Origin of the sequence: Pseudomonas sp. NPDC096950 (genome assembly GCF_044762525.1) — a bacterium.
Lineage (GTDB): Bacteria > Pseudomonadota > Gammaproteobacteria > Pseudomonadales > Pseudomonadaceae > Aquipseudomonas.
In genome coordinates, this window is sequence record NZ_JBIWEL010000012.1 from 109045 (window position 1) to 133461 (window position 24417).

A 24417-nucleotide genomic window follows, 5' to 3' on the forward strand; every position below is an offset into this window, starting at 1 on the left:
CGAAGGCTGCGATCTTTTGATCTTGATCTTTAAAATCAAAAGATCGCAGCCTTCGGCAGCTCCTACGCAAGAGTTACGGCCTTACTTGCCCCGCCGCAGCCTGCAAATCCAGCGCCGGTAACTTCGCCGGCAAATTCAACGCCTTCAACACCGGATTATCATAGCCATACACATCGGGCTTAAACGCCACCCGCCCATTGCTGCCCATATCCACCGTCCAATACGCCAACAACACCGGTACTTTCACCGGCAAGCGAATGTTCTCGGTCTTGCCGTTAGCCAATTGCTTTTGAATCCCGGCGCTGTTCCAGCGCACCGGATCGTTAAACAGCAACTCCACCAATTGCAACGGATTCTCCACCCGGATACAGCCCGAGCTGGTGGCGCGGACGTTCTTCGCAAACAAGTCGCGGTGCGGCGTGTCGTGCAGGTAAATCGCGTAGTCATTCGGGAAGCGGATAACCACTTGGCCCAACGAGTTTTCCGGCCCCGCATCCTGACGCAAAGTGATGCCCTGCGGGTGGCTCCAGTCGATGGTCGCCGGATCGAGCACATTCCCTTCCCGATCCAGCGGACGAATCCGGTTGGCGCTAAGGTAATTCGGGTTACTCAGAATCTTCGGCAATACATCTTCTTTCAAAATCGTTGGCGGCACGGTCCAGGTCGGGTTGAACGTGACGTAAGTAATCTCGGCCTGGAAGATCGGCGTGCTGCGAAACGGTTTACCCACCTGCACCCGGGAACGCCAGACCGGCAGGCCATCGCGATACAGCGCGACCTTGTACCCGGCGATATCGACAATCACGAACGTTCCTTGCAGTTTATAAAGCAGCCAGCGCGCGCGCTCCATGTTGACCCGCACCTGATCGATACGCGCTTGCACCGGCACGTTCAACGCCGCGAGGGTCGTCGCCCCGGCTACGCCGTCCGCGCCCAAATACTGCTCGGTCTGGTACTTTTTCACGGCGGCGATCACTGCATCGTCGTATTCATTATTTTTGCTGTGCTTCGAGTCCAGATAACCAACCGCCGCCAAACGCGCGCGCAACTGCGCCACAGCGGGGCCGTCCATTCCGGGCTTGAGCGATTGCCCTTCGGTAATTTTCGGCCAGCCGCCGCGATCGCGAATCTTGCGCAACTGCGCCAAGGCTTCCCGCAAACCGACGTAAACCGCCTCTTGCGGCGGCGCCTGGGCAAAGGCGCGGGCGACATCATGGGTGTCCAGCGCGATGAAAAAGTTATTCACATCGTCCCGTGGATCGGCACCGGTAATGTCGAAATTCCAGTGCATGTCCAGCCGCGTAGGATCGACCTTACCCCGGCGCAATTGCAGCAATGCCGTGAGGTAAGTGCGGGTGGCCGCGAGGTCGAAGGCCGCTTGTTGTGCGGGGGTTGGCGCCGTGTTCTGCATCGACGCCTGGGCCATGGCCAAATCATCGCCGCGAAAATCTGCGGGCTCCAGACCATCGATTTGCGTGTCGTTGAGGCTTTTCAGCAGTTGCGCGACATCATCAGGGTTGGTCCAGGCCGCCCGGAACTGGCGATGGGTATAGAAATCCAGGACCACGCGGTTAACGTCGATGCGCTGATGGCGTGGACGAGTTTGCAGCGGCGGAAACGCCGAGATCATCGGCTCCAACACCGCGTGAATCTCCTGGGCGACGTTATCGTCGGGTATCGCCTCGATCATGCTGATCGACGGATTTTCCGGCGCGATCGGCGAAGTTTCAGCGAAGGCCGTGCCGCTGATCAGAAAGCCCATAAAAAAGACATGGCTTATGACGAATAACCTTGATAGTTGCCTCATGGATAATCCTTAATCTCGTGCGTTCAGCACTTGTCGTTTGCCCTGCTAAACTCGAAATAACTTAATGAGACATCTCTATGGCGCTAAACCGCTTTGGCTTTCTATGCTCGGCCCTGCTACTGACGGTTGCGTCAATACCGCTAGCCTACGCCGATTCGCTCGCCGCCGCCCTCGCCAAAGCGGCCCCCGGTGCTAACGCCAACGTCATTGGCCTGGCCGTACGCGCCACCCAATGCAGCATCGCCCAGGGCAAAGCCCCCGTGCAAAGACTCGCCGTCATCGATTACTCCCTGCCTTCGACTGAACAACGCCTGTGGGTGTTCGATTTAAAGAAGCGCAAATTGCTGTTTCATGAACTCGTCGCCCATGGCCGCAACAGCGGCGAAAACATGGCCGTCAACTTCTCCAACCAGAACGAAAGCTTCGCCACCAGCCTTGGCTTATACCGCACCCAGTCAAGTTATGTCGGGCAAAACGGCTATTCGTTGAGGATGGAAGGCTTGGAACCCGGATTTAACGACAATGCGTTTGATCGGGCGATCGTGATTCACGGCGCGCCGTATGTCAGCCCGAAACTGGCAAAGATTAATGGGCGAATTGGTCGCAGCCTGGGATGCCCAGCGGTACGGCCGGCGATTGCGCATCGGTTGATTGATTCGATGAAGGATGGGCAGTTGTTGTTTTCTTATTATCCCGATCAACGGTGGTTGAAGACTTCTTCGTTTGTTAATTGTGGGAGTGGGACGATGGCGGGGGTTTCGGGGTTGAAGACTACTCGGTGAGTAGGTGGGTCGAGGGTCTATGGCACATAGTTGAATGCTAAAAAATGGGCGGCCTTGAAGGTCGCCCTTTTTCGTTACAACGTTCACAACCAGCGGCTTCAACATCGATCATTTTCCCAAAAAAAAGAGAAAGTGTTCAAAAGAGCAATGTCCTACACGAGACTCGGAACTGTCCGTACACTTGAGCATTGCAGCGCTTTTGTCACGAGGCCTATAGTCATTCCGACGCCCAAATGGCGTGTCGGGTTTGGCGACTCGATGGCAATTGAACTGAAAACTTTGATCATTTTCGAAGCGCTTCAGAACGCACTTGGCTGCCTGTTTTATGGTGGCTGTGCGCGGGAGACCTCAGGGTCTGCCGGTTTCTCCATTGCCCGGTTCGCCAACCCGCGTACGGCTACCACCCAGTCGTTTGGCGACGATTGAGTAGTAGCTCTTTCAAACTAATGGAGCTTCATATGAACGAATACATGGCTTTAACCAGCAACGCCGACGACCTGCCGAGCCTATTTGTAAACACCACACAACCTTTGCATTCACTGCTCAGCACCGCCAGCTACAGAATTCGAGCCGTGACGCAGCTTCTGGAAAACCTCGCGATGCGCGGGGACCTCACCAGTGACACCGTGATTCTGAGCGACTTCGCGCTGCTGTGTTGTGTGCCGTTGCGCGATGGTTGCGATGTGCTGGATGTGATTGCACGACGGATGGATGCTGAACCGGCTTGACGTTACGTATGGGGGGCACCATTCGTGGACGCCCCTTTCGCCTTAATAAGGCAGCAACAGAAAACAGCCCCGTGTTCCGCCCTGCGGTTTGCCCGGATAACACCAATCACATAAGCTGGTCAGTATGAATACACAACCTTCGGAGGCTCCGATGGCCACCACTAAAAAAACCGACAAGCCCCGCAGAAAAGTCATCCATAAAGAACTGACGTTTCTGGATGTTCGGGAAGCTGCACGTGAGGGGCAGAAAGTGTTCGATGCGTTTGTGATCACTGGCACGCTTCCTATTACAAAGTAGGTCTGGATGCCAGCAGTCAAAATTGCTGCAGTCTTTCAAAAAATAAAACACTGGGAAACAATTGCTGCGCAGTTCTACAACTACAAATTGTTCGGTGATCTGCCTGCGATTTTTGGCAGGGATGAGAGGCTGGACCTGAGCGATATGCATCACATCCACCTTGCCGGCTCAACGGAAATACAAAAGCGTTGGGCAAACATCAGCCGTCAGTATTACCGCACAGCATCGGTGGATGATCCTGATAACGACTTTTGGCTGATTTATGCTTACGACGACTTTAGAGATGAATATCTGTTGCTCACGGTGACAGGGCCCGATGCCCACAATCGAAAGGAATGGGGTTCGTTTTTACGTTCGATGCGTAGTGAGGTCGTAGAGCCCTGGATTATGGGCAGGATCAACTTCCCCGATCTGGATGACCTTTGAAGCGTCCAAAAAACCCGGGATTTTGCCGGGTTTCATTTATGTCTAGGCACTGCGTCCAAAATAAATACCCTCTATCTTTGGAGTCCCATTTTTAACGCCGCGGCAAAGTCCGAGCGCTACATGAGAGCTCCATAAGGCCAAAGAACCGGGCTCATCTAAGCCACACGCGTTGGCGCTCAAGGCTCACCCAAGCCCCACACCCCCAATCCTGATAAACTCCCCACCTCCCAGCCCCGCACTCCAGAACCGCCAATGCCCCCAATCACCGCGACACCAACACCTGCCCCACTCTCTCGCCGCTTCTCCGTCGCGCCGATGATGGATTGGACTGATAGGCACTGCCGCTTTTTCCTACGCCTACTCTCCAAAAACGCCCTCCTCTACACCGAGATGGTCACCACCGGCGCGCTTCTGAACGGCGATCACGACCGTTTCCTCCGTCACAACGAAGCCGAACACCCGCTAGCCCTTCAACTAGGCGGCAGCGTCCCGCTCGACCTGGCCGCTTGCGCCCGCATGGCCCAGGAGCACGGTTACGACGAGGTAAACCTGAACGTCGGCTGCCCAAGCGATCGTGTTCAGAACAATATGATCGGCGCGGTGTTGATGGGGCATCCGCAGTTGGTGGCGGATTGTGTGAAGGCGATGCGGGATGCGGTGTCGATTCCGGTGACGGTGAAACATCGGATCGGGATTAACGGGCGGGACAGTTACGCGCAGTTGTGTGATTTCGTCGGTACGGTTCGGGATGCGGGGTGCACGAGTTTTACGGTGCATGCGCGGATTGCGATTCTGGAGGGGTTGTCGCCGAAGGAGAATCGGGACATTCCGCCGCTGCGCTATGACGTGGCGGCGCAGTTGAAGAAGGATTTTCCGGAGCTGGAGATTATTCTCAACGGCGGGATCAAAACCCTGGAGGCGTGTCACGAGCATCTGCAGACGTTTGACGGTGTGATGCTGGGTCGCGAGGCGTATCACAATCCTTATGTGATGGCTGAGGTGGATCAGCAACTGTTCGGCAGCACGGCGCCGGTGATTACTCGGGCCGAGGCGCTGGCGCAGTTGCGGCCTTATATTGCGGCGCACATCGATGCCGGCGGTTCGATGCACCATATCACCCGACATGTGCTGGGGCTGGGCACCGGGTTTCCGGGGGCGCGCAAGTTTCGGCAGTTGTTGTCGGTGGATATTCACAAGGCGAAAGAGCCTTTGGTGTTGCTGGATCAAGCGGCGGAGTTGCTTGAGGGGCGCTAACCCCTCCCTTCTATTAAGGACGGTCAGGCCGCTGCGGCGGCCATCCAGTTCACCCAGCCAAATAGCCAAGTCGCCAGAATCAATAAGCCGAAGGCAATCCGATACCAGGCGAATACCGCGTAACTGTGGCTGGCAATGAACTTGAGCAAGCCGCGCACGGCGATCATCGCAAAGATGAACGCGGTGACAAAACCCAGGGCGAATACGGGCAGGTCGCTGGCCTGGAACAGTTCGCGGTACTTGTAGCCGGAATACACGGCGGCGCCGACCATCGTGGGCATCGCCAGAAAAAATGAGTATTCGGTCGCGGCCTTGCGCGACAGTCCAAACAGCAATCCGCCGATGATGGTCGAGCCCGAGCGGGAAGTGCCCGGGATCATCGCCAGGCATTGCGCGAAACCTACCTTCAACGCATCTGGCCAGCGCATGTCATCCACATGTTCGACATGCACAACATGCTCCCGCTGCTCTGCCCACAACATGACGATCCCGCCCACTACCAAAGCGACAGCGACGGTAATCGGATTAAACAGGTACTCATGAATCTTATCGGCAAATAACACACCTAATACAACAGCGGGAAGAAAACCAATAAACAAGTTAAACGTGAAACGTTGAGCATTGCGTTGGGTTGGCAAGCCTTTGACGATCTCGAATATTTTAGGCCTAAACTCCCAGACAACGGCCAGAATGGCACCCAGCTGAATAATAATATTAAACGCCATGGCGCGTTCGCCACCGAACTCCAACAAGTCCGCAACAATGATCTGGTGACCCGTACTGGAAATAGGCAAGAACTCTGTCAGCCCTTCTACTGCGCCTAACACCAGCACTTGTATAAACGTCCAAAACTCCATCAATCCTCCGCCAGGCCATCCCTATTGAATGCCCATCAACTGCATCAAGATATTAAACAACTACACAGCAGACACACACTTATTGCCCACTAAACAATGAAAAGCTTCGACGGATAATAAGTCCTATCAAACCACAGCCTCAAGAATTGTTAGTAATCGTCCGTCTAACGAACTAGCGAAAACGCCGCTGTAGAGACGTGAATCCCGCCCCGGGCAAAATGTGACGCGGCACACATATTCATCATATTTGGGGGCCAATCCCCCGTAATCACCACTCAAGAACGTGATGGCCTTTTAGAGGCAAATACGAATCGCCATCCGCTAAAAATAGTGGCACTATTGCATATGGCCATCATGCTGGGACGCCATTTCGTTAGTTCAGCTCACCGCAAGAAGCAATTAAAAGATTGTTTATGTTAGAAAACTCGCTCGCAACGCCTGAAAATGCGTTTTGAATGTTACCAATTGTCAGTCACAGATGAGAACCGGTGCTTTAACATCCTGATGTCAGCACCCATTCGAGTCAAAAAGCATGATGCTTACAGGGAAATTAGCGACTAGAAGCCAGCGCGCGACAAATGAGGAACACGGTGTTCTCACCTTGGGCCGTACCCGCAGCGTGGCCGAAAATTTTAGAGCGTTAGTCGCAAGGCACGTGCAATCAGATATAGCTCTTGATGCTAGCGCTTACACTAATTTACATAAGAAGAATGAGCACCCGGATTTGTATCGGGCTATCTTCATCATTATTGACAGCCCTCATGCACTCGATGAGAGCCTGGCGTTGGTGGAAAACCTTCGCTCTACCAACTTGAATCCAATCATATGCGCTGTTATCACGGGCCGAGGCACCTACAACAAGATGAAGTTTTATCTTGCTGGCGCCGATTGCTGCATCAAGATGAATACATTGTCCGACGAAAGCACTGCGCTTCTGTCCGAGTTCTTCAGCAGTGAAGAGTGGCAACGAGACGTCAACCTGGTGCTGGATCCTACGCGTATATGCCTGATGGGCACTCGCAAGAAGCTGGAGATTTCGTTTGCAGAAATGAAAATTCTGGAGGCATTCGCGCAAACCAGTAACCACATATTAAGCCACGATGAAATCGCCAGAATCATGGGGCTGAACACCAATTTTTATGACCCCAGGGCTTTGGAGAAGTCCATCAGTCGTCTTCGCGGAAAAATCAAAGGCATGTATGGCACCAATGCCATTCAAAGCATTCGCGGGTATGGATACCGTTTGATGAGGGGTCTGATCTCGACCGCCTGATTTACCTATGGAAAGGAGTTGTTGCATGAATGCGACTGGAGGTATTTCCCCCGCAAAGGCCCCGTATCGCTATCTCACCCGACAACTGATCCTGTCACGTGATGATCGCCCGTTTGCCAGTGAAATAAGTACGAGCCCCCCTCCCGCTACGTCGTCGTGGACGACGCAGGCGGGTCAATTGTGTGAGCGCTACAGCGACCCATGGGTGCACATGCACCGGGAGCCCTTCTCCCTGAAGGAGCGCCGCTCGCACAACCCGGAAAAATATCTGAACCGAACGATCCTCAGCCTGTCTGAACTGGGCCTTGCTAGGTTTGCGCTGACCAACGAGCTGATCCAGGCTGGCGACAACCTGCGCGATTTCGGCCACACATTGGTCGTGTCACTCAAGGGTCGACCATTCTGGGAAGTGGATTCCAAATATAAAAAAAACATTATTTATCATATGTATCACTTGAAAGATCATGGTATAGAAATCGCGTTGGATGACTACAACATCCAAAGGGAAGCACTAACACGCTTCAGTACTCTGAATCTGTTCAACTACATCAAGGTATCGATTTCTTCCCTGGACCTGTGTTTGAAACTCAATAGTGATCCTGAGTTTTTCAATCGACTCCATGACCGCATGGTGGCACTGACCCACAACAACAAGATTTCTTTTATTGCCGATCGAGTAGAGCATATCGAGAGCCATTCATTGGCCCGGGCGCTGCCCTTTGATTACTTCCAAGGGAGCTATTACTCCCCTGCCGATCATCTTTAACCAAACTTTGGTGACTACTTTAGGAGAGCGACGTGGAAATAAGTACAACCCTCCCCAGAAAATATTTTGTTGTCGTGACTCACAGCATAACTTCCCAGCGTGAGCTCGAAACCATACTGTCCAGCGAGCGCTTCAACTCGTTTGGTACATCCCAGGCACAAATGTTTATCGAAGGTGTTGCCCCGCCCTCTTCCGCCCCTGTGCTGATGGAGTTCACCTACCCCAGTGGGACAAGGAAAAATGTCGCCCACACGATCGAACATGAAACCCAGAACATACTCGCGACCCTCGAGGCGGAATGGCTGGCGGCGCAAGCCGGGGCGCGTCCCGTCGTCAAATCCAATCAAGCTGAACTCGGTGAATTACCCCGGGAAACCGAAGGCAACGACGCTTACAGCGAGGCCTGGCAACTCGACGATGATCAAAGTGTATTGGTCAAAGAGAACGTCGAGATCAACCTCACTGGACTGGAAGCGGCCCTCGTCAAAAAGATGCTCCATCATGAGGATCGTGTCGTCAGCAGGGATGATCTGATTCTGAGCATCGGCCGGGAACCGGAACAATATCGCGGACTTGAAATGTGCCTGAGTCGATTGCAGGACAAGTTCAAAAGTGCCAGCAAAGGTGAGCGATTATTTCGTGCGGTGAGAAATCGAGGCTATTGCCTGATCCAGGAAGTTGTATCAGAGGCGCATCACGCCTGACCCATTTGGAACAAACATGTGACAGTGCTATTACAATAATAAAAAGTGCACTTTGTTTGTTACCCCTCGCTCCAAACACCTCCCCCCATAAATTTCGACCTTTTCTAACACTACGCACTTTGCGCTCAAAAGTTGGCACTTTGCCATCTTGTTAGAACTCGTCAGACAGCCCTCCCCCTCAATAACTTAGTCTATTGACTGACGACAGTTCGATCTCTCGACGTTGTTAGTCCCAGGGCATTAGTTAAAACAATAACAATCCTGCTTAAACAACTCGCGGTTCGACTGTCGATACCTGAATGGACGTCTTTTGGGGATATCGCATGGATCTTACTCTTCGTATCAATCGAAATACCGGCCTCAAGGGACTGACCTTTTGGGGCCAATGGGCGCTGGCGCAGGGCTTTGTCGTTACATTGCTGTTTGTACTCGCCGAGCAGCATACCGGAGCGGTCGAGTTCTATTACCGAGTGTGCGCGGCATTGACCGTACTGGCCTCGGTGCCGGCCTACACGTTCAGCGGCGTCTACCGCAAAAGAGACAGCTACCTGACGGGGCTGGGTCGCCTGTTCATGGGTTGGTCCATGACCATGGCGGCGCTGGCCTGTGTGGCGTTTATCTGCAAGGCCGACGAACTGTTTTCGCGACAGGTGATTCTCAGCTGGGCGGTGTACGGTTTCCTCGGGCAGGCGTTGCTGTACGCGCCGTTGCACGGGTTCTCCAAGTACTACCAGCGGTCACGAAAGAGCGAGCATCGGACCCTGATCGTCGGGACCGGTGAGCTGGCGCTGGGCCTGGCCAAGAAGTTGAGCAGCGTCGAAAACCTGCCGTTGGTGGGCCTGGTCAGCACGGGCGCCGATGCCCCGCTGGAGCCGGATGCCCCGCTGGAGCCGGATGCCCCGCACATCGTGGGCGTGCAGGAAGATCTGCTGGAGCTGATCAGCTTCCATGACATCCGACGTTTGTACATCACCCTGCCCCTGAGCGAAGCGGCAAAAATCGAAGCCATGTATGTCGATTTGCTGGGTGCCAATGTCGATGTGGTCTGGGTGCCGGACTTGAACAGCCTGACGCTGCTCAATCACTCGGTGCGGGTCGTGGACGGTTTGCCGGCGATCTATCTGAATGAAAGCCCATTGACCAGCCAGCCCACCGCCGCGCTGAGCAAGAGCCTGGTGGAAAAAGCCGTGGCGCTGCTGGCGATCATCCTGCTGAGTCCGGTACTGGCGGTTATTGCCTTGGCCGTGAAGCTCAGTTCGCCGGGACCGGTGTTCTTCAAGCAGGACCGCCATGGCTGGAATGGCAAGGTGATCCAGGTCTGGAAGTTTCGCTCGATGCGGGTCCACGACGATCACGAGGTCAAACAGGCCAGCCGCAACGATTCGCGCATCACCGCCGTCGGCCGCTTTATCCGCCGCACTTCGCTGGATGAGTTGCCGCAATTGTTCAACGTGCTGCAAGGGCATATGGCCCTGGTCGGTCCACGGCCTCACGCAGTCGCCCACAACAACTACTATTCGGGGAAGATCCTGGCCTACATGGCTCGTCATCGAATCAAGCCGGGTATCACCGGGCTCGCACAAATCAACGGTTGCCGTGGCGAGACGGACACCATCGACAAGATGCAGAAACGTGTGGAGATCGACCTCAAGTACATCAATAACTGGTCGCTGTGGCTGGACCTGAAGATCTTGGTGAAGACGCCTTTTACCTTGCTCTCGAAGGACATCTATTGAGGGCGTAACGGTCGAAAACAGCAGCACCACAAGGGGACGAAAGTCCCCTTTTTTGTGGCTGTGATTTACCGGTCGGCGTTGTTCATCATTTTATGCCGAGACACAAATCCCCTGTGGGAGCGGGCTTGCTCGCGAAGAGGCCGTGTCAGTCGACATTTAAGTTGACTGACACACCGCATTCGCGAGCAAGCCCGCTCCCACAGGGTCAGGTATTCGGTGACGATCGTTATTCGGTGATCTTCTCGAAGTTGCGGTAGAACATGTCGTTGTCGCGGCTGTCGGTCATCGAGTGCAACTGGAAGCTGCGATTGAGCCGTGCGCCACCGTCCCGGGTCAGCGGCGACCAGACCAGGTTGGCGCGACGCATGGTGGACATGCTCATCAATTCATCGAACGGAATGGAAAGATACAGGCCTTTGTCGAAGCTACCTTCGCCATATTGAGCCCCAGTCGCGGTGGTGATCGTCGCCCAGGCCCCAAAACGCACGCCGTTGGAAAACTCCCGGGAGAGATCGACCGTGGTGCCCCAATCCCCCGCCAGGTAACGTCCGACACTGACTGCCGCCAATGTGTCGTAGGGCAAATCGGTATAGCCGGTGATATGCCCGGTGACGACCGAGTAGTCCCGCAGGCCGAAGCCCTGGTCGAATTCGCGCTGACGCACGTAGTTCAAATCCGCGCCGACCGACCAGCGCTGGCCCGTCGGGCGGAATAGCACTTCGCCGCCGACACCGGCAAACATCGACTCCAGATAGCCGCCGTAGACCATGCCATACAGGTCCTTGTCCAACTGCTCGGCGTGACTGACCTGGAACAGCGGCATGGTGACTTCAGACGTGGTCAGGTATTGGCGCAAGTCCGTGCGCACCCGCGGCAAGCCACTGGGTGCGTCGTATTTGAAGCCGTCGAAGTTGTTCAGCAGATTGGCGCTGATCAGGCCGCTCCACCAGGTGTTGCGGTTGAAACGATACTCGGCGTCCGCGTCGGCACTGAACTGATAGAAAAAGCCGTCAGGGCCGCCGACGTTCTGTTTGAAACCCAGCCCGGCGCCGTAGCTGAAGGGGTCGCGGGCTTCGGTGTAGAGGGTCTTTTCGTTGTGCGGCATCGCCGGGTTGATCTCGGTGGTGCGGTGCAACGCTTGCAGCGGCTCCTCGTTGTTGAGCACTTCGCGAAAGGTTTGCCGAGGCACGCTGGTTTCTTCCAGTGGCAAGTCGTAGCGCTTGTTGACCAGAGTGAACCAGTCGATATCCGCATTGACGCTGTTGTCCAGAATCCGGCTGGCACGCCCGACCGCTTTGGCCGAATGAAAATACCGGACCTGCTCGCCATAGACGATCAGTTCGGAACCGCGCTGGCTGATGCTCTCGACCTTGTAGCCGGCATTTTGCTGCAGGCGCCGGGAAACTTCAGGCCAGTTGACCTGATCCATCGCAACGGTCGGCGCCTTGGCCGGCAAGGGCTCCGCCGGTGGGTCGAAGCTCTTGGCCGGGGCCTTGCGGCTGACGAAGTTGGTATGAAAAGTCAGGCCGAACATCGCGGTGTTACCCCGCTCCCAAGCCGCACTCACGTCCAGCGAGTCGGTCACCTTGAACACGGCACCGAGGTTGATCGGTGAGTCCTGCTGGATCACGTTGTCCTTCGGCTCGTGTTTATAGTCGTTGCCTTCGTACTCGAGCTTCAGGCTGAGCCGGTCCCAGGGTGTCTGGTAGGTCACGCCGCCAAACAGCGAAGGCTTGCCACGAAAATAGGCGCCTGCGTTGACGTCGCCAGTGCCTTCCATGTTGGGCCGGGTCTTGAAGCGATCATCGAGCCAGCCCGCCGGGTTGTCGAAGTCGCCGCGATTGCCCAGGTAACCCCAGGCAATCCCGGCACTGAAATCAAAATCGTCATAGCGCTTGTTGGCCACCAGGAATTCACTGGAGAACAGGCCCGTACCGCCGATGTCTCGGAAGCCCAGCGCCACGTCAGGTGCCCAGTGGGTTTCCTGCCATAGCCGGACTTTGAGATCGACCGCCTTATCCTTGTAGCTCTGGTTGCCGCTCAACGAGTCGGGGCCGTAAGGACGGTTGGTGATGGCGGTGTAGCGAAACGCGCCTTCCAGCCAATCGAACGGCTGTAGCGCCACGCTGTAGCGGCTATAGGGCTCGGTGCGGTTGGCGTTGACGCTCAACTCGCCGGCCGGGGACATCCGCGCGGTCGGCGTCTGCCACAAGCCGACGCCGCCGAAATCATTCTGGGTCAGGCGCGGCTCGGCATGCACCAGGCCACAGGGTAATAACAACACTGCTGCAAAACGTAAATTCAATGAACCACCTCAGCCAATTGCGTGGCAAGAAATTCGGCCAACTGCTGATTCAGTTCAGGGATAGGCGGATCGAGATCATCATTTTTGACCGGCACCAGGATCTTGCTGCCAGCGGCAGGCACCTGCCCGCTCTCACGATTCCACGGCGCGATGCCGACCTGGCGGGTCAAGCCATTGGGCTGGATCAGCCACAGATAATCGGCCTCGGCATCGTCCAGGGCTGCGCAGCCTTGCAGGTAATCCCGGGCCTCCTGCCCGACAACATGAGGCAAACGGCACGGCTCGACGACAGCGCCGAGCACTTCAACTTCATCGACGCGCAACGGATAGATCAGGCGATCACCATCGCCCAGGCGAACGTTAGGGGCGAACCCGACCTCAATCGCCACCGGGTCCAGCACCGTGACCTGGCGCCCGGTGACCGGCATGGCGCTGACTTGCTCGTACAGACGCGTCGCCAGTTCAGCCCGGCCGGGTCTGTCGAAGATCAAGGCTTCACGCTGCAACACCTGCAAGTCGAACAGCACCCCGGTCTTGAGCCGGCTCTGTTCTTCCTGCAACGACTGACGCAACAACGCAGCGGCCAGCCAATAGCTTTCGGCATTGGGCACGGCGACGCTGATCACGTCCGACAACCGCCCGCCCGGCGGCAGATCCACCGGTCCCGGGATTTGCACATCGCCCGTTACGGTGACCGCCGCCTGGCTGACGCTGGTGATCAACAACAGGCACGCCGACCACAACGATGCCCGCGTCAACGGGCAAACCTGCGTTCTGGGGTCAGTTGCACGATCTTGACCCGCAGGCGCGTGGTCAGTTGTTGCTCACTTTTCAAGATGAAACCGTCAACGGGATCGACCCAATAACGATTGGTCGCACGCAAGCCGATGGCCGGGGCGTCAATCTGCTCATCGACACGTAGCACGGCGTATTCCTTGTTGAGGATGTCGAGGGTTTCCATGGATTTGCGCGAGAAGCGACTGTTCAGGATCACGCCCGATTCGCTGCCGCGATACAGATCAATCCAGCGCTGGCTGGTGTAGCCATCGGGCAGCGTGTGCAAGCCTTGCTTGAACGGCGAAGTCACAGACAGCCGCGTGCCGTCCAGATCGCCTTCGACGCCCAGGCCGATGCTGCGCACCGCGAGTCCGTCGCGCAGCAACAACACCTGTTTGCCGGACGCGACCCAGAACTGCAGGTCGCCCCGCTCACGCACCATCGCCAACACCCCGGAGCCGGACGGCGTGGTCAAGGTGAGCTGGGGAAATTCCACCCGGGCCACTTCGGCAGGCGTGACGTCCAGCTCATCCGGGCCGACCACCGCGGCCTTGAAGTTGCTCAAGGACGCGGTCATCAGCGGGTTACAACCACACAACAACAGGGCCGCTATCACGCAGACGCCAACATTCAACGTTTTCACAGACCTGACCTTATTTGCCGTTGTCCCGGACTTCGCTCAGGTTCTTCGCCGAGGAAGCGCCCACGCCGAGAATGGCGGCCGATGGCACCAATTGGCTGATGAAGCGGTTCCAGCGCGTCACGTTGGCGGGGCCGACGTAAACGATGTCCTGGGGCCGAACATTGAAGTGCGTGGCGAGCGCCATGGCGGTCGGCGACTCGGCTTGCAACTGGTAGATTTTCGCCGGTTCCACATCGAGGTTTTCCACCCCGCGAATCACGTACACGGCGTTGCCGTTGGAAGTGGTCTGGCTCAAGCCGCCGACCGAGCCGAGGACATCGGACAGGTTCATGGTGCCGGTCTTGAAGGTCAGCGCGCGCGGTTGATTAACCTCGCCCATGACGTAGATGCGCTTGTTGTCGTTGTACGGCAGGTACAGCTGATCGCCACCCTTGAGGTAGACGTTCTGCAACTCGGAATCCTGCTGGTTGAGCGCATCAAGATTCAGCGGATAGACCCGCCCGTTACGCGTCAGCAGCAGGCCGGACAAATCCGCATTCTGCGGGTCGATGCCGGCCGTACCGAGGGCTTCCACCACATTCAGTGGATTGGTCGAAATCGACTGTGGACCCGCCTTCGATACCGCTCCCGACACCACCACTTTCTGGCTGGCGAAGCGCAACACCGCGACGTCCACTTGCGGATCGGCAATGAACGCCGACAGCCGTTCAGAGATGTCCGCGCGCAGTTGCTGGATGGTCCGGCCGGCGGCCTGGACTTCCTTGATATAGGGGTAATACAGCGTGCCATCGGAGCGCACCAGGCGACCGTTGGCGTCGATCTGCTGCTGCGCGCCGGAGGGTGCGGTCAGCTCGGGATGGTCCCAGACCGTGATGTACAGGACATCGTTGTTGCCGATGCGGTATTCGCCAGGCGTCGCCAACAATTCCGCCGGCAGCGACGTGTGTTTCTGATTGGCCCGGTCCATCGCAATGAGCTTGGGCGTGATCGGAATCAGCTCCACACGACTGCTTTCACTGGCCCCTTGGCGCGTGATGTCGCTGGTGCTCAGGTATTGCCCCGGAGAAAACATGCAACCTTGCAAAGCGAGACTGGCCAACAGCAAAAAAGGAAAACTACGATTCATAATGGCACTACGCTATTCAAGGGCAAATCCAACAAGGTCACCCGACTTGCATCGGGCGACCTTGTATTACACCTACAGAGAGACTCAGTTACTGGTGCCGGTTGTCCCGGTAGTCCCTGTGGTCCCGGTAGTTCCGCCATTGGCGTTGCCACCACTGTTGGAAGCGGCCACTGCACCCGCAACCATCGCCGTACTGGCCGCAGGCGCTGTAGAAGCGGCTACGTTACCGGCGACATTAGTTGCCTGTGTCAGCGGTGCTTCCGCCGCGGACGCCCAGTTGCCAAACATCGACAACAGGGCAATTGCCATCACTTTCTTCATATCAACTCCTTTCTAACGTTTTGCCATGTTAGAAAACAAAGCATTCAGTTAGAGGTGGAAAGATCAAGCCGCAAAAGTGCGAACAAGATCCGTTGTTCATCCACAATCAAACTTGACTGGTAGATGTCGAACGGCAGGGCTTATATCTACGGATTTGCCGGAAGTAACTCCAGCCTAATTTCCCGACGTTACTTAACATTCCTGTCGGTTTATAACATTCAGCACAATCAATACTTAGCCGAGGTAACCCTTCGGATGATTCGATTGCCAGCGCCAGGTGTCGGTCATCATTTGCTGCAAACTGCGCGTCGCCTTCCAGCCCAGCTCACGGGCAGCCTTGGACGGGTCGGCCAGGCTCTCGGCGACATCACCCGAGCGGCGCGGCAATATCCGATACGGCACTGGCCGTCCGGACGCCTGTTCAAACGCGTGCAGCACCTGCATCACGCTGTAACCGTCACCGGTGCCCAGGTTCCAGATGTGGATGCCGGTGGTTTGGGAAATCGACTGCAAGGCCTTGAGATGCCCGTCCGCCAGGTCCACGACGTGGATGTAGTCGCGCACTCCGGTGCCATCCGCCGTGGGGTAGTCATCGCCAAAAATCGACAACTCTTTCAGGCTGCCCACCGCCACTTGGCTGATGTAGGGCACCAGGTTATTCGGAATGCCATTGGGGTCTTCACCCAAGTGGCCGCTGGCATGGGCGCCGACCGGGTTGAAGTAGCGCAACAGTGCGATGCTCCAGCGCGGCTCGGCCACACACAGGTCGCGCAGCACGTTCTCGACAATCAGCTTGGATTGCCCGTAAGGATTGGTCGGACTGCCCGTAGGAAAGTCCTCGCGGATCGGCATCTGCTCCGGCGCGCCGTACACCGTGGCCGATGAACTGAACACCAAGCGAAACACCCCGGCAGCGGCCATCGCCTGGCACAGCGTGATGCTGCCGCCGACATTGGCTTCGTAATACTCCAGCGGCTTGCGCACGCTTTCGCCGACCGCCTTCAGCCCGGCGAAATGCAGGACGGCATCAATCGTGTGTTGCTGGAAAATCCGGTCGAGCAAGGCTCGGTCGCAGACATCCCCGTGAATCATCAACGCACTTTTGCCGCAGATGGCCTCCACGGCATGTAGCGCAGCGTCGGAACTGTTGGAAAGATTGTCCAGCACCACCACCTCAAAACCCGCTTCAAGCAGCGCAAGTGTGGTGTGCGAACCGATATACCCGGTGCCACCCGTTACCAGAATCTTCATAGAGCGGTCCATAGTGGGGTCTTAAGTGCGCAATAACTCAGGTCGATCAAAAGTTACTTCGACCAGACAGTCATACCGGGTACTTATTTAGCACTCTGAAACGCTCACCACTATCAACAGATACCGACGAAAAATAACTAACAAGCCGTCGACCGACAACTCATAACATTCCGTTGTTATACACCTGACAATAATTGCCATTAACGGCCTATCTCGGGTATTAAAGTAGTCGCTTAATTTAAAAACTTACAGCCACTAGTTATTTCATCCGCAGTGGGTTGTGATCCATGACTTCCAGGATATTTTTATGATTCGTAAATGTTTGTTCCCCGCCGCAGGCTATGGCACGCGTTTCTTGCCGGCCACTAAAGCCATGCCCAAGGAAATGCTGCCGATCGTCAACAAGCCGCTGATCCAGTACGCGGTAGAAGAAGCACGGGACGCCGGCCTGCAACACATGGCCCTCGTCACCGGTCGAGGCAAGCGCGCATTGGAAGATCATTTCGATATCAGCTATGAGCTGGAGCATCAGATTCGCGGCACCGATAAAGAGAAATTCCTCGCCGGCACCCGCGAACTGATCGAAACCTGCACCTTCTCCTACACCCGGCAGGTCGAAATGAAGGGCCTGGGCCATGCGATTCTCAGCGGTCGTCCATTGATCGGTGATGAACCCTTCGCCGTATCGCTGGCGGATGACCTGTGCCTGAACCTGCACGGTGATAGCGTGCTGGCCCAGATGATCCAGCTCTACAAGAAATACCGCTGCTCGATCGTGGCCATTCAGGAAGTGCCTCGGGACCAGACCCACAAATACGGGATTATTGCCGGCGAGCTGATCGCCGATGGCGTCTACCGCGTCAGCAGCATGGTGGAAAAACCCAACCCGGAAGACGCCCCGTCCAATCTGGCAATCATCGGCCGTTACATCCTGACGCCCGACATCTTTGATCTGCTCGCCGATACCCAGCCGGGCAAGGGTGGGGAGATCCAGATCACCGACGCCCTGATGAAACAGGCGCAAAACGGTTGTGTGCTGGCCTACAAGTTTGACGGCCTGCGCTTCGATTGCGGCGGCGCGGAAGGTTATCTCGACGCGACCAATTTCTGTTACGAGCACCTGTACCTCAAGGGTCTCTGATCAGGCCCCAACCGTCGCCCATTTTTCATTCAGGCAGGCCACTATGAACATTGCAAAAAACTCGGCAGACATTGAACAGGGCAACGTCGGGGTGATGGCCTGGTTGTCACTGAATCCGTCGTTGTCCTCCCCGGCCGACACCTGGCTGGGCTCCCTGCTGATGGTGGAACGCATCGGCGTGTTTCCATCGTCCGGGGAAATCCGCCGGCCGATTCGCGAGCCTGAGGCCTTCCTCGCCCACCTGAAAAACCTCTACGGCGAGCAGGCGCTGGATATCGACGAACGCACCGGGCTGAAAGTGATTTTCAGCGATTGGCGATTCCGGGCGCGCGTTGCCGGCAGCGACCCGGCCATCGTCATCACCGTGGAAACCCGGTGTGATCCGCAACTGATGCCACTCAAGACCACCGAGTTGATGAATCAGCTCGAGCGCTTTGAGAAAGGGCTGCGTTGAAGGTTGATGCCTGACATCGAACCTGTGGGAGCGGGCTTGCTCGCGAAGAGGGTGTGTCAGTCAACATCAAGGTCGCCTGACACGCCGCTTTCGCGAGCAAGCCCGCTCCCACAGGATCTACGCTTGGCTCACCGGCAGGTATTCTGCGGTGCGACGATCAGGCTATAGAGATAATCCGCAATCACCCGCCCTCCCGCACCCGGGATCGGGTGAATCCTGTCCGGGCCGATCATCGGCGCGGGTCCGCCCAGGGCATAGCGTTTGACGTCAGCACCGAATGCGCACTGCATATTCGCGTACCCCAAGTACTCCTTGCGCGCCCAAGGCTCCAGCACCTGTGCATACGCCGACATCGGATAAGCACTCGAACGGGTGGTGTCCTGGCGCAGGATCAGGTTGATGCTCGCCGCCGGGTGAATCTCGCGCACCATCCGCACCAGGCCTTGAATATTCGCCAGATACTGTTCGGGTTTTACGCCAAACCCCTGGTCGTTGCCGCCCAACATGATCAGGTAAATGTCCGCCGGAATCTTCGACACCACCGCTTTCCACTGCGCCTGCCACGGGGCATCGCTGTGATAGAAATCCGCCGAGGCTGCGCCGGAAGCTGCGAGTTTGGACACCCTGACGCCACCCTCGCGATTGCTCAGCCACAAGCCGAACAGGGTGGGCGCGCCTTTGACCACTTCCAGCCGAAACGCCCACCCAGCCGTGTCAGATGCGCCAGGCAAAAGCACCTCCCGCACACCCGAGCCACCCAACGTCAATGAATGCCAAGGGTCTGACTCCCCCCAGCGGTAACGCACCTCACCGGCTTTCCCGTCACCGAGATAAAGCAATTTCGCCTGGGCGATGGACGTATCAACGCTGGCCGTCGGGTGCGCATCGATCTCCAGATAAGCGCCGGGCCGACCCGTAACCGTGCGGCTGTCAGGACTGGCCTGGCCAAGACCGGACACGTCCCACCCACCGCCAAAATACTTTTCGCTGCCACGGGTGTATTTGTAGTGCGTCCCGCCAAGCGCTGCGCCGTGGTTGAAACCGACATAGCCCGGCCCGGCGAAACCCGCCTCGTGGGTGAGCCGCTGGACAAGTTTGTTCAGGTAAAAATCCTGCCCGGCGCTGTAGCTGTCGCCGATCACCGAGATGGCCAACACCTTGCCCGCCCTTCCTTCGCGCCATTGCGCAAACCGCTCTCGAGCGTCACCCACTTCGATCACCGAAGCCGGTGCAACAGGCACATCATCGACTGCGAACATCAGGCACTTCCTTGTTCAGAACGATCATCAGGATTGCGCCACAGGCACCACGGCTGCCGGCGGTTTTTTACGGGCGGCGCGCTCACCCAGGAAAAGCACCGAGGTGAAGTTGAACCGACTGAAAATATTCGATAACAGCACCGGCCCCAGCAAGCCACAGGTCACTCCGCTGAGCACCAGAACGCTGTCATCACTAACTCCCAGGCGCCCCAGGACGAATCGGGAAGCGGCAGCAAACAACACATGAAACAGGAAAATCCCGTAGGAATAGCCGCCGAGCCAGATCAGCCACCGCACCTGCAGGTTAGTCGACAGCAACGCCACGCAAGACACACACCCTACCAGCAAACCCACCAGGCTACGGCGATCGACGATCAACCCGCGATCCACCGTCGCCACATACAGCAGCACCGCCGAGATCAACACGAACACCAACGGCCCGATCAGCCTGAACGTTTGCCTGATCTCGCTGACCTTTTCATGGCCAATCATTCCCAGCACAAAAAACGGCAACAAATAGACCGCCCCATTGATGCCGAACGCGTCCACCGCAAACGGCGGCAGCAGAAACACCACCGCCGCAAACGCCAGCAACAGGTACTGACGCGTCTCCGTCTGCAGCAGGCCACGCCACTCCAGCAGCCCGACAAACATGAAAATGATGAACACCGCCTGCAGAAACCAGAAGTGGTTGACCGGCACATAGAACGACAACAGCGCATCGATCACGCCCACATCCTTGTTCACCCCGGGCCCAATCGCTTGCAGCACCGAGAACGGCACACCCACACAAAACAACGGCACGATCAGCCGCCGGACCTTGCCGACAAAGTAGGCGGAAAAGTCATTGCCTCGGATTTTGTAGAGGGAATAGATGTAGCCCGAGATGAAGGTGAACAGCGGCATGCGCACGTACACCATGGAATCGGCGATCACCCGAAATGGCGAACCCACGTCGATTTTCAAACCGCCACCCAGCGGCCCGATCACGTGATACAGCACCAGCAACAGGCAGGCCAGACCGCGCAGGGTTTCAATCTCCAGCGACTTTTTCTTGCTCGACATAACGCACAACCTCAGCTCAGGATTCTTGATTCAACCGGCACAGTTTTCTTCGCGCGCAGCTGCAAACCCAGGCCCATGAACAGCACCGGCACCACCATGGAAAAATGCCGGGCGAAGGAACCGAAGTCCGGTTCGAACAAGCCTTGCACCAACAAAAAAGACAGGGGAATGGCGATCAACTCTTTGACTTTCGTATCGATGCGCACGCCCTTGTAGTCGCTGGAGGTGATCATTTTGAACATCAGCAAAGACGTCATCATCATCAACACCACGAAGATGATCTGGCCCAGGCCGGAGAGCAGAATCAGCTCCACGGGAAACGACAGGCGAAAGAAAATGATCATCGAGTCCAGCGCTTGCGACACGAAATCCCCGCCACTGAGCCAGGACACGATCAACGACTTCGAGCCCTCCTCCCCCGCTGTTCGCAGCTCATTGTTGCTGGCGCGAATCGACGACACCGAATAGCCGACCACCAGTTGAATCGCCGTGGCGATGGCCAGGTAGAACAGGAACAGCATCAGAAAAAAGGTCAGTCGCGACACGTACTTCTTCATCACGCACACGCCGAACCAGGCCAGGGAAAACAGGATCCAGTAGGGTCGGATCAATACGCCGTAAATCACCGCCGAGCAGAAAAATCCGCCGCGATACCGCCGGGAAAACGAAAACAGCAGAATCGAAATCATCGCCACCGAAACAATGATTTCCTTGGTCAGGTTTTCGAGAAAAAACGAACGGACCACACCCCACAGACACAGGGTAAAAAAGATCGTCAGCGGCATGCGCCGGAACATCAACACCGGTACTGCCGTCAGGAACAGGTTGCACGCCATCCCGTAAGCCCAGGCGTTGGTCAGGTTGATGCCGGTGGGTCGCAGCAGGTACGCCGAGCATTCATAGGAAGAGCGATCCGGCGAGAACGGATTCCAGAAGTTGCAGTTGTCGGCGCGGGCATAGGACGACCACAACGTCATGGCATCCGGGCCGGGATCGCGGTGCATCAGCAGCGGCATGGCCACCGACAAAAACAACCCGCTGAACAGAATCAGGAACGAAATGGACGAGTCGAGTTTTCTGCCGCGAAACTCGATGGAGGGCAATTTCAGCGCCATTACGCGGTCACCTTCACGGGGGCAAACCGGGTCAGCAACGCGATGGTGCCAAGCTGTACGGTGATCGAAAAAACATTCCCCCAGGCCGCGCCATAAATCGAGTAGTGCTTGATCAGTAGATAACTGACCGGCAGAGAAACCAGCAGGCAAATCGCCGCGCTGGCGAGTGATACCCGGCTGTTTTTCGACGCGATCAAACCACCCCAGACGATGTCGCCAACGGCGCGCAGGGCGAAGGAAAAAATCAGCACGGCGAGCAGGTCGTTATCCGGACGCGGCACCGTCGTCGCGACGTAATCCAGCACGACGTTGAAGAACAGCACAATCATCAGCGCCACGGCACCGGACAGCAGCAGCGCGCGCACTACCCACTGATTGGCGAACAACTGGCGGACGGTCAGCGCCTCCTGGTCATTCTGATAGCGCTTGGCGAGCACCGGGATCCCCACCACCGCTACTACGGCGTAGGACAGCGCTTGCAAGGTGTTGGCCGCCGACCACGCGTAAACGTACTTGCCCAGGCTGGCGTAGGGCTCGAGGTCGATAATCAGAAAGCGCTCGGCGTACTGACTCAACGCAATCAGGCCCGTGCCCAGGTAAAACGGCAATCCGGCCTTCCACACCGAAGCCGTGGTCAGCGCAGCGGTCACTCGCCCACGGTGAACGTTCACCACAATCAGGTAACCGGCCACGATCACCGACACATTGGCCGCCACCCATAACCACAGCACACTGGCGATGTCAGTCACCCAGCCGAGCATCATCCCGCCCAGAGCCAACAGCGCCCAGAGGCCGGTTTTGATGAAGAACAACAGCGCGCCCAAGGTGGCTTTCTGCGCAGAAAACACGAAGGAATTGATCTCGAACGACAGGTGCTCGGTGAGCAGCAACAGCGCCACACAAACGATCAGCGCGGCGCTCGCTTCGATCCCCTGGAACAGCGAATACACCGTGACCGTCGCCAGCGACAACACGATGCCCACGGCCAGGTACAACAGCAGGACCTTATCCACCACCCAGCGCGAACTGCGACCGACGCTTATCAGCCGATTGATTTCGGAACTGAAACCGACGCTGTAGAACTTCGACGCAATCAACGACGCGGCCACCACCACGCCGTAAAAGCCCAGCGCGTCATAGCCCAGGTAATGGGTGATGGCCAACACCAGCAGAAACTTCGCGCCTAACGCTCCGCCCCGGAGCAGTAGCCGAAATATCATCGAACAATGCCCTTGATAATCCCGTCCATGACCAGGGTCTTGGCTTCGATTTCCCGGCAGGTGTCGGTCAGCTTCTGGCCAAACCGCGACAAGGCATTCGGCGCGTAGACCGTGTCGATAATGGTGTCGACATTGATGTCGCCGCCATTGATCACCCAGTCTTCCACGCCCATGTCCTGATAGGCGCCAAAGCCCTTGCGCTCATAGCTGATATGGAACGCCGGGACGCCCGCCAGCAGCGATTCGATGGCGCCATGCAAGCGCACGGAAATCACCAGGTCCGGCTGATATTTGGCCAGGGTCGCTTTCAACGGCAGCAAGTCTTCGGTAACGCCCAACTCGCGATAAAACGCACCGTCATCGTTGCCACGTACCGCGCTTTGCACGGCACACACCACTTTGCTTTTGTTCTTCAACCGCTGCAGCAGCGACTTCAGGTTGGCCACGTAGCCGGCCTTCTTTTCCTTGCTCCATGCCGGCGGTTTGCGCAGCACCACGCAGACCACCGCCGGGGTTGCCGCGCAGCGGGTGAACTTGGGTTGCTGGAGAATCTTGCTGGCCAACGCCTGCACCGCCAGATCGGGTGCGCGGTAGACATTTTCATAGGTGCCGAACAGCTCCGACGACCGGTTGTCCCGCACAAACACCGCGTCGGCCTTGGCGTAATGCTCGACGATCTTGCCGCCGTCACCGTGGAACGGACCGATGCTTTGCGGCAGGTACACCGACGGCACTTTGCTCAGGATCGCCGTTTCCAGTTGCTTGGCGTGCCCGAGTTTCAGCTTGATATGTTCGAAGGCACTTTTGGAGCGCATATAGCCGCCGCCCACGCCGACGATCAGGTCGCTTGCTTTCAATACATCCGCAAGGCCCGCGTAGGACTGATCCAGGAACAGCGCCTGCTTGACCCGCCCCAAACCCTTGGCCGCCATGACCGGCGCGTCATGCCGCTTGTACGGCAAATAGCTGAAGGATTTCGGGTCCGAGGCCACGACGCTGATCGAAGTGTCGGCGCCAAAGTTTCGCAGCACCAGGGCGATGGCCAGGTCCACGAGCAGGCCATCACCGGAGTTGGAGGCGCTGTAGCCATGCAAAATCGTTACGTTCAT

Annotated in this window: 25 protein-coding genes; 12 read left to right on the plus strand and 13 right to left on the minus strand. The window is 56.9% G+C overall.

Annotated elements, in window-relative coordinates; translation table 11 throughout:
* Positions 1-73 precede the first annotated feature (73 nt).
* On the minus strand, positions 74-1807 hold the full coding sequence (locus ACIQY3_RS19255) for a murein L,D-transpeptidase (protein WP_403022199.1): 1734 nt from the start codon (positions 1805-1807) through the stop codon (positions 74-76).
* Positions 1808-1884: 77 nt separating this feature from the next.
* Here ACIQY3_RS19255 and ACIQY3_RS19260 point away from each other — a divergent pair, with 77 nt between their 5' ends.
* From ACIQY3_RS19260 to dusA, 6 genes are all read left to right on the plus strand, one after another.
* The gene (locus ACIQY3_RS19260; protein ID WP_403022201.1) at positions 1885-2589 is read left to right on the plus strand and encodes a murein L,D-transpeptidase catalytic domain family protein; all 705 of its coding nucleotides are present in this window, start codon (positions 1885-1887) and stop codon (positions 2587-2589) included.
* 30 nt (positions 2590-2619) lie between these two features.
* Positions 2620-3015, plus strand: a complete 396-nt coding sequence (locus ACIQY3_RS19265) for a hypothetical protein (RefSeq protein ID WP_403022202.1) — start codon at positions 2620-2622, stop codon at positions 3013-3015.
* Between the two features lie 32 nt (positions 3016-3047).
* The gene (locus tag ACIQY3_RS19270; protein ID WP_403022204.1) at positions 3048-3317 is read left to right on the plus strand and encodes a short-chain dehydrogenase; all 270 of its coding nucleotides are present in this window, start codon (positions 3048-3050) and stop codon (positions 3315-3317) included.
* A gap of 151 nt (positions 3318-3468) precedes the next feature.
* Positions 3469-3615: a hypothetical protein gene (locus tag ACIQY3_RS19275; RefSeq protein WP_403022206.1), complete on the plus strand. Its 147-nt coding sequence runs from the start codon at positions 3469-3471 to the stop codon at positions 3613-3615.
* A 6-nt stretch (positions 3616-3621) separates the two neighbouring features.
* The gene (locus ACIQY3_RS19280) at positions 3622-4041 is read left to right on the plus strand and encodes a type II toxin-antitoxin system YafO family toxin (RefSeq protein WP_403022208.1); all 420 of its coding nucleotides are present in this window, start codon (positions 3622-3624) and stop codon (positions 4039-4041) included.
* Positions 4042-4293: 252 nt separating this feature from the next.
* A complete protein-coding gene (dusA, locus tag ACIQY3_RS19285; protein ID WP_403022209.1) occupies positions 4294-5295 on the plus strand; it encodes a tRNA dihydrouridine(20/20a) synthase DusA in 1002 nt (333 codons plus the stop codon).
* Between the two features lie 23 nt (positions 5296-5318).
* On the opposite strand, the gene ACIQY3_RS19290 is transcribed toward dusA, so the two are convergent.
* Positions 5319-6152 carry an undecaprenyl-diphosphate phosphatase gene (locus ACIQY3_RS19290; RefSeq protein WP_403022211.1) on the minus strand — a complete coding sequence of 278 codons (834 nt, stop codon included), beginning with the start codon at positions 6150-6152 and terminating at the stop codon, positions 5319-5321.
* A 532-nt stretch (positions 6153-6684) separates the two neighbouring features.
* Between ACIQY3_RS19290 and ACIQY3_RS19295 the strand changes: the two genes are divergently transcribed.
* The 4 genes from ACIQY3_RS19295 (at position 6685) to ACIQY3_RS19310 (ending at position 10631) form a co-directional block, all read left to right on the plus strand.
* The gene (locus ACIQY3_RS19295) at positions 6685-7425 is read left to right on the plus strand and encodes a winged helix-turn-helix domain-containing protein (protein ID WP_403022213.1); all 741 of its coding nucleotides are present in this window, start codon (positions 6685-6687) and stop codon (positions 7423-7425) included.
* Positions 7426-7450: 25 nt separating this feature from the next.
* On the plus strand, positions 7451-8191 hold the full coding sequence (locus ACIQY3_RS19300; protein ID WP_403022215.1) for an EAL domain-containing protein: 741 nt from the start codon (positions 7451-7453) through the stop codon (positions 8189-8191).
* A 32-nt stretch (positions 8192-8223) separates the two neighbouring features.
* A complete protein-coding gene (locus ACIQY3_RS19305; RefSeq protein WP_403022217.1) occupies positions 8224-8895 on the plus strand; it encodes a transcriptional regulator in 672 nt (223 codons plus the stop codon).
* Positions 8896-9218: 323 nt separating this feature from the next.
* Positions 9219-10631 carry an undecaprenyl-phosphate glucose phosphotransferase gene (locus ACIQY3_RS19310; RefSeq protein ID WP_403022219.1) on the plus strand — a complete coding sequence of 471 codons (1413 nt, stop codon included), beginning with the start codon at positions 9219-9221 and terminating at the stop codon, positions 10629-10631.
* A 226-nt stretch (positions 10632-10857) separates the two neighbouring features.
* Here ACIQY3_RS19310 and ACIQY3_RS19315 read toward each other — a convergent pair whose 3' ends face one another.
* From ACIQY3_RS19315 to galE, 6 genes are all read right to left on the minus strand, one after another.
* Positions 10858-12936, minus strand: a complete 2079-nt coding sequence (locus tag ACIQY3_RS19315; protein ID WP_403022221.1) for a YjbH domain-containing protein — start codon at positions 12934-12936, stop codon at positions 10858-10860.
* A complete protein-coding gene (locus tag ACIQY3_RS19320) occupies positions 12933-13694 on the minus strand; it encodes a capsule biosynthesis GfcC family protein (protein WP_403022223.1) in 762 nt (253 codons plus the stop codon). The genes ACIQY3_RS19315 and ACIQY3_RS19320 overlap by 4 nt, the downstream gene beginning before the upstream one ends.
* Positions 13691-14356 carry a YjbF family lipoprotein gene (locus tag ACIQY3_RS19325; RefSeq protein ID WP_403022226.1) on the minus strand — a complete coding sequence of 222 codons (666 nt, stop codon included), beginning with the start codon at positions 14354-14356 and terminating at the stop codon, positions 13691-13693. The genes ACIQY3_RS19320 and ACIQY3_RS19325 overlap by 4 nt, the downstream gene beginning before the upstream one ends.
* Before the next feature lie 10 nt (positions 14357-14366).
* Positions 14367-15482 (minus strand): polysaccharide biosynthesis/export family protein, encoded by a 1116-nt coding sequence (locus tag ACIQY3_RS19330; RefSeq protein WP_403022229.1) that lies wholly within the window; start codon positions 15480-15482, stop codon positions 14367-14369.
* Positions 15483-15566: 84 nt separating this feature from the next.
* Positions 15567-15803, minus strand: coding sequence for a hypothetical protein (locus ACIQY3_RS19335; RefSeq protein WP_054054211.1), 237 nt, complete (start codon positions 15801-15803; stop codon positions 15567-15569).
* A 234-nt stretch (positions 15804-16037) separates the two neighbouring features.
* Complete coding sequence (galE, locus tag ACIQY3_RS19340) at positions 16038-17054, minus strand: UDP-glucose 4-epimerase GalE (RefSeq protein WP_403022232.1); 1017 nt, start codon at positions 17052-17054, stop codon at positions 16038-16040.
* A 307-nt stretch (positions 17055-17361) separates the two neighbouring features.
* Between galE and galU the strand changes: the two genes are divergently transcribed.
* Together galU and ACIQY3_RS19350 are read left to right on the plus strand one after the other, a co-directional pair.
* The gene (galU, locus tag ACIQY3_RS19345) at positions 17362-18195 is read left to right on the plus strand and encodes a UTP--glucose-1-phosphate uridylyltransferase GalU (protein ID WP_403022235.1); all 834 of its coding nucleotides are present in this window, start codon (positions 17362-17364) and stop codon (positions 18193-18195) included.
* 43 nt (positions 18196-18238) lie between these two features.
* Positions 18239-18649: a mannose-1-phosphate guanylyltransferase gene (locus ACIQY3_RS19350; protein ID WP_403022237.1), complete on the plus strand. Its 411-nt coding sequence runs from the start codon at positions 18239-18241 to the stop codon at positions 18647-18649.
* A gap of 128 nt (positions 18650-18777) precedes the next feature.
* Here ACIQY3_RS19350 and ACIQY3_RS19355 read toward each other — a convergent pair whose 3' ends face one another.
* Genes ACIQY3_RS19355 through ACIQY3_RS19375 form a run of 5 tightly spaced genes read right to left on the minus strand, consistent with a single transcriptional unit; the run spans position 18778 to position 24417 of the window.
* Positions 18778-19908 (minus strand): SGNH/GDSL hydrolase family protein, encoded by a 1131-nt coding sequence (locus tag ACIQY3_RS19355; RefSeq protein WP_403022239.1) that lies wholly within the window; start codon positions 19906-19908, stop codon positions 18778-18780.
* Positions 19909-19935: 27 nt separating this feature from the next.
* A complete protein-coding gene (locus ACIQY3_RS19360) occupies positions 19936-20973 on the minus strand; it encodes an acyltransferase family protein (protein ID WP_403022241.1) in 1038 nt (345 codons plus the stop codon).
* Positions 20974-20984: 11 nt separating this feature from the next.
* A complete protein-coding gene (locus ACIQY3_RS19365) occupies positions 20985-22088 on the minus strand; it encodes a hypothetical protein (RefSeq protein WP_403022243.1) in 1104 nt (367 codons plus the stop codon).
* Positions 22088-23308, minus strand: a complete 1221-nt coding sequence (locus ACIQY3_RS19370) for a polysaccharide biosynthesis C-terminal domain-containing protein (protein WP_403022245.1) — start codon at positions 23306-23308, stop codon at positions 22088-22090. The genes ACIQY3_RS19365 and ACIQY3_RS19370 overlap by 1 nt, the downstream gene beginning before the upstream one ends.
* Positions 23305-24417 (minus strand): polysaccharide pyruvyl transferase family protein, encoded by a 1113-nt coding sequence (locus ACIQY3_RS19375; protein WP_403022247.1) that lies wholly within the window; start codon positions 24415-24417, stop codon positions 23305-23307. Before ACIQY3_RS19375 ends, ACIQY3_RS19370 begins: the two co-directional genes overlap by 4 nt.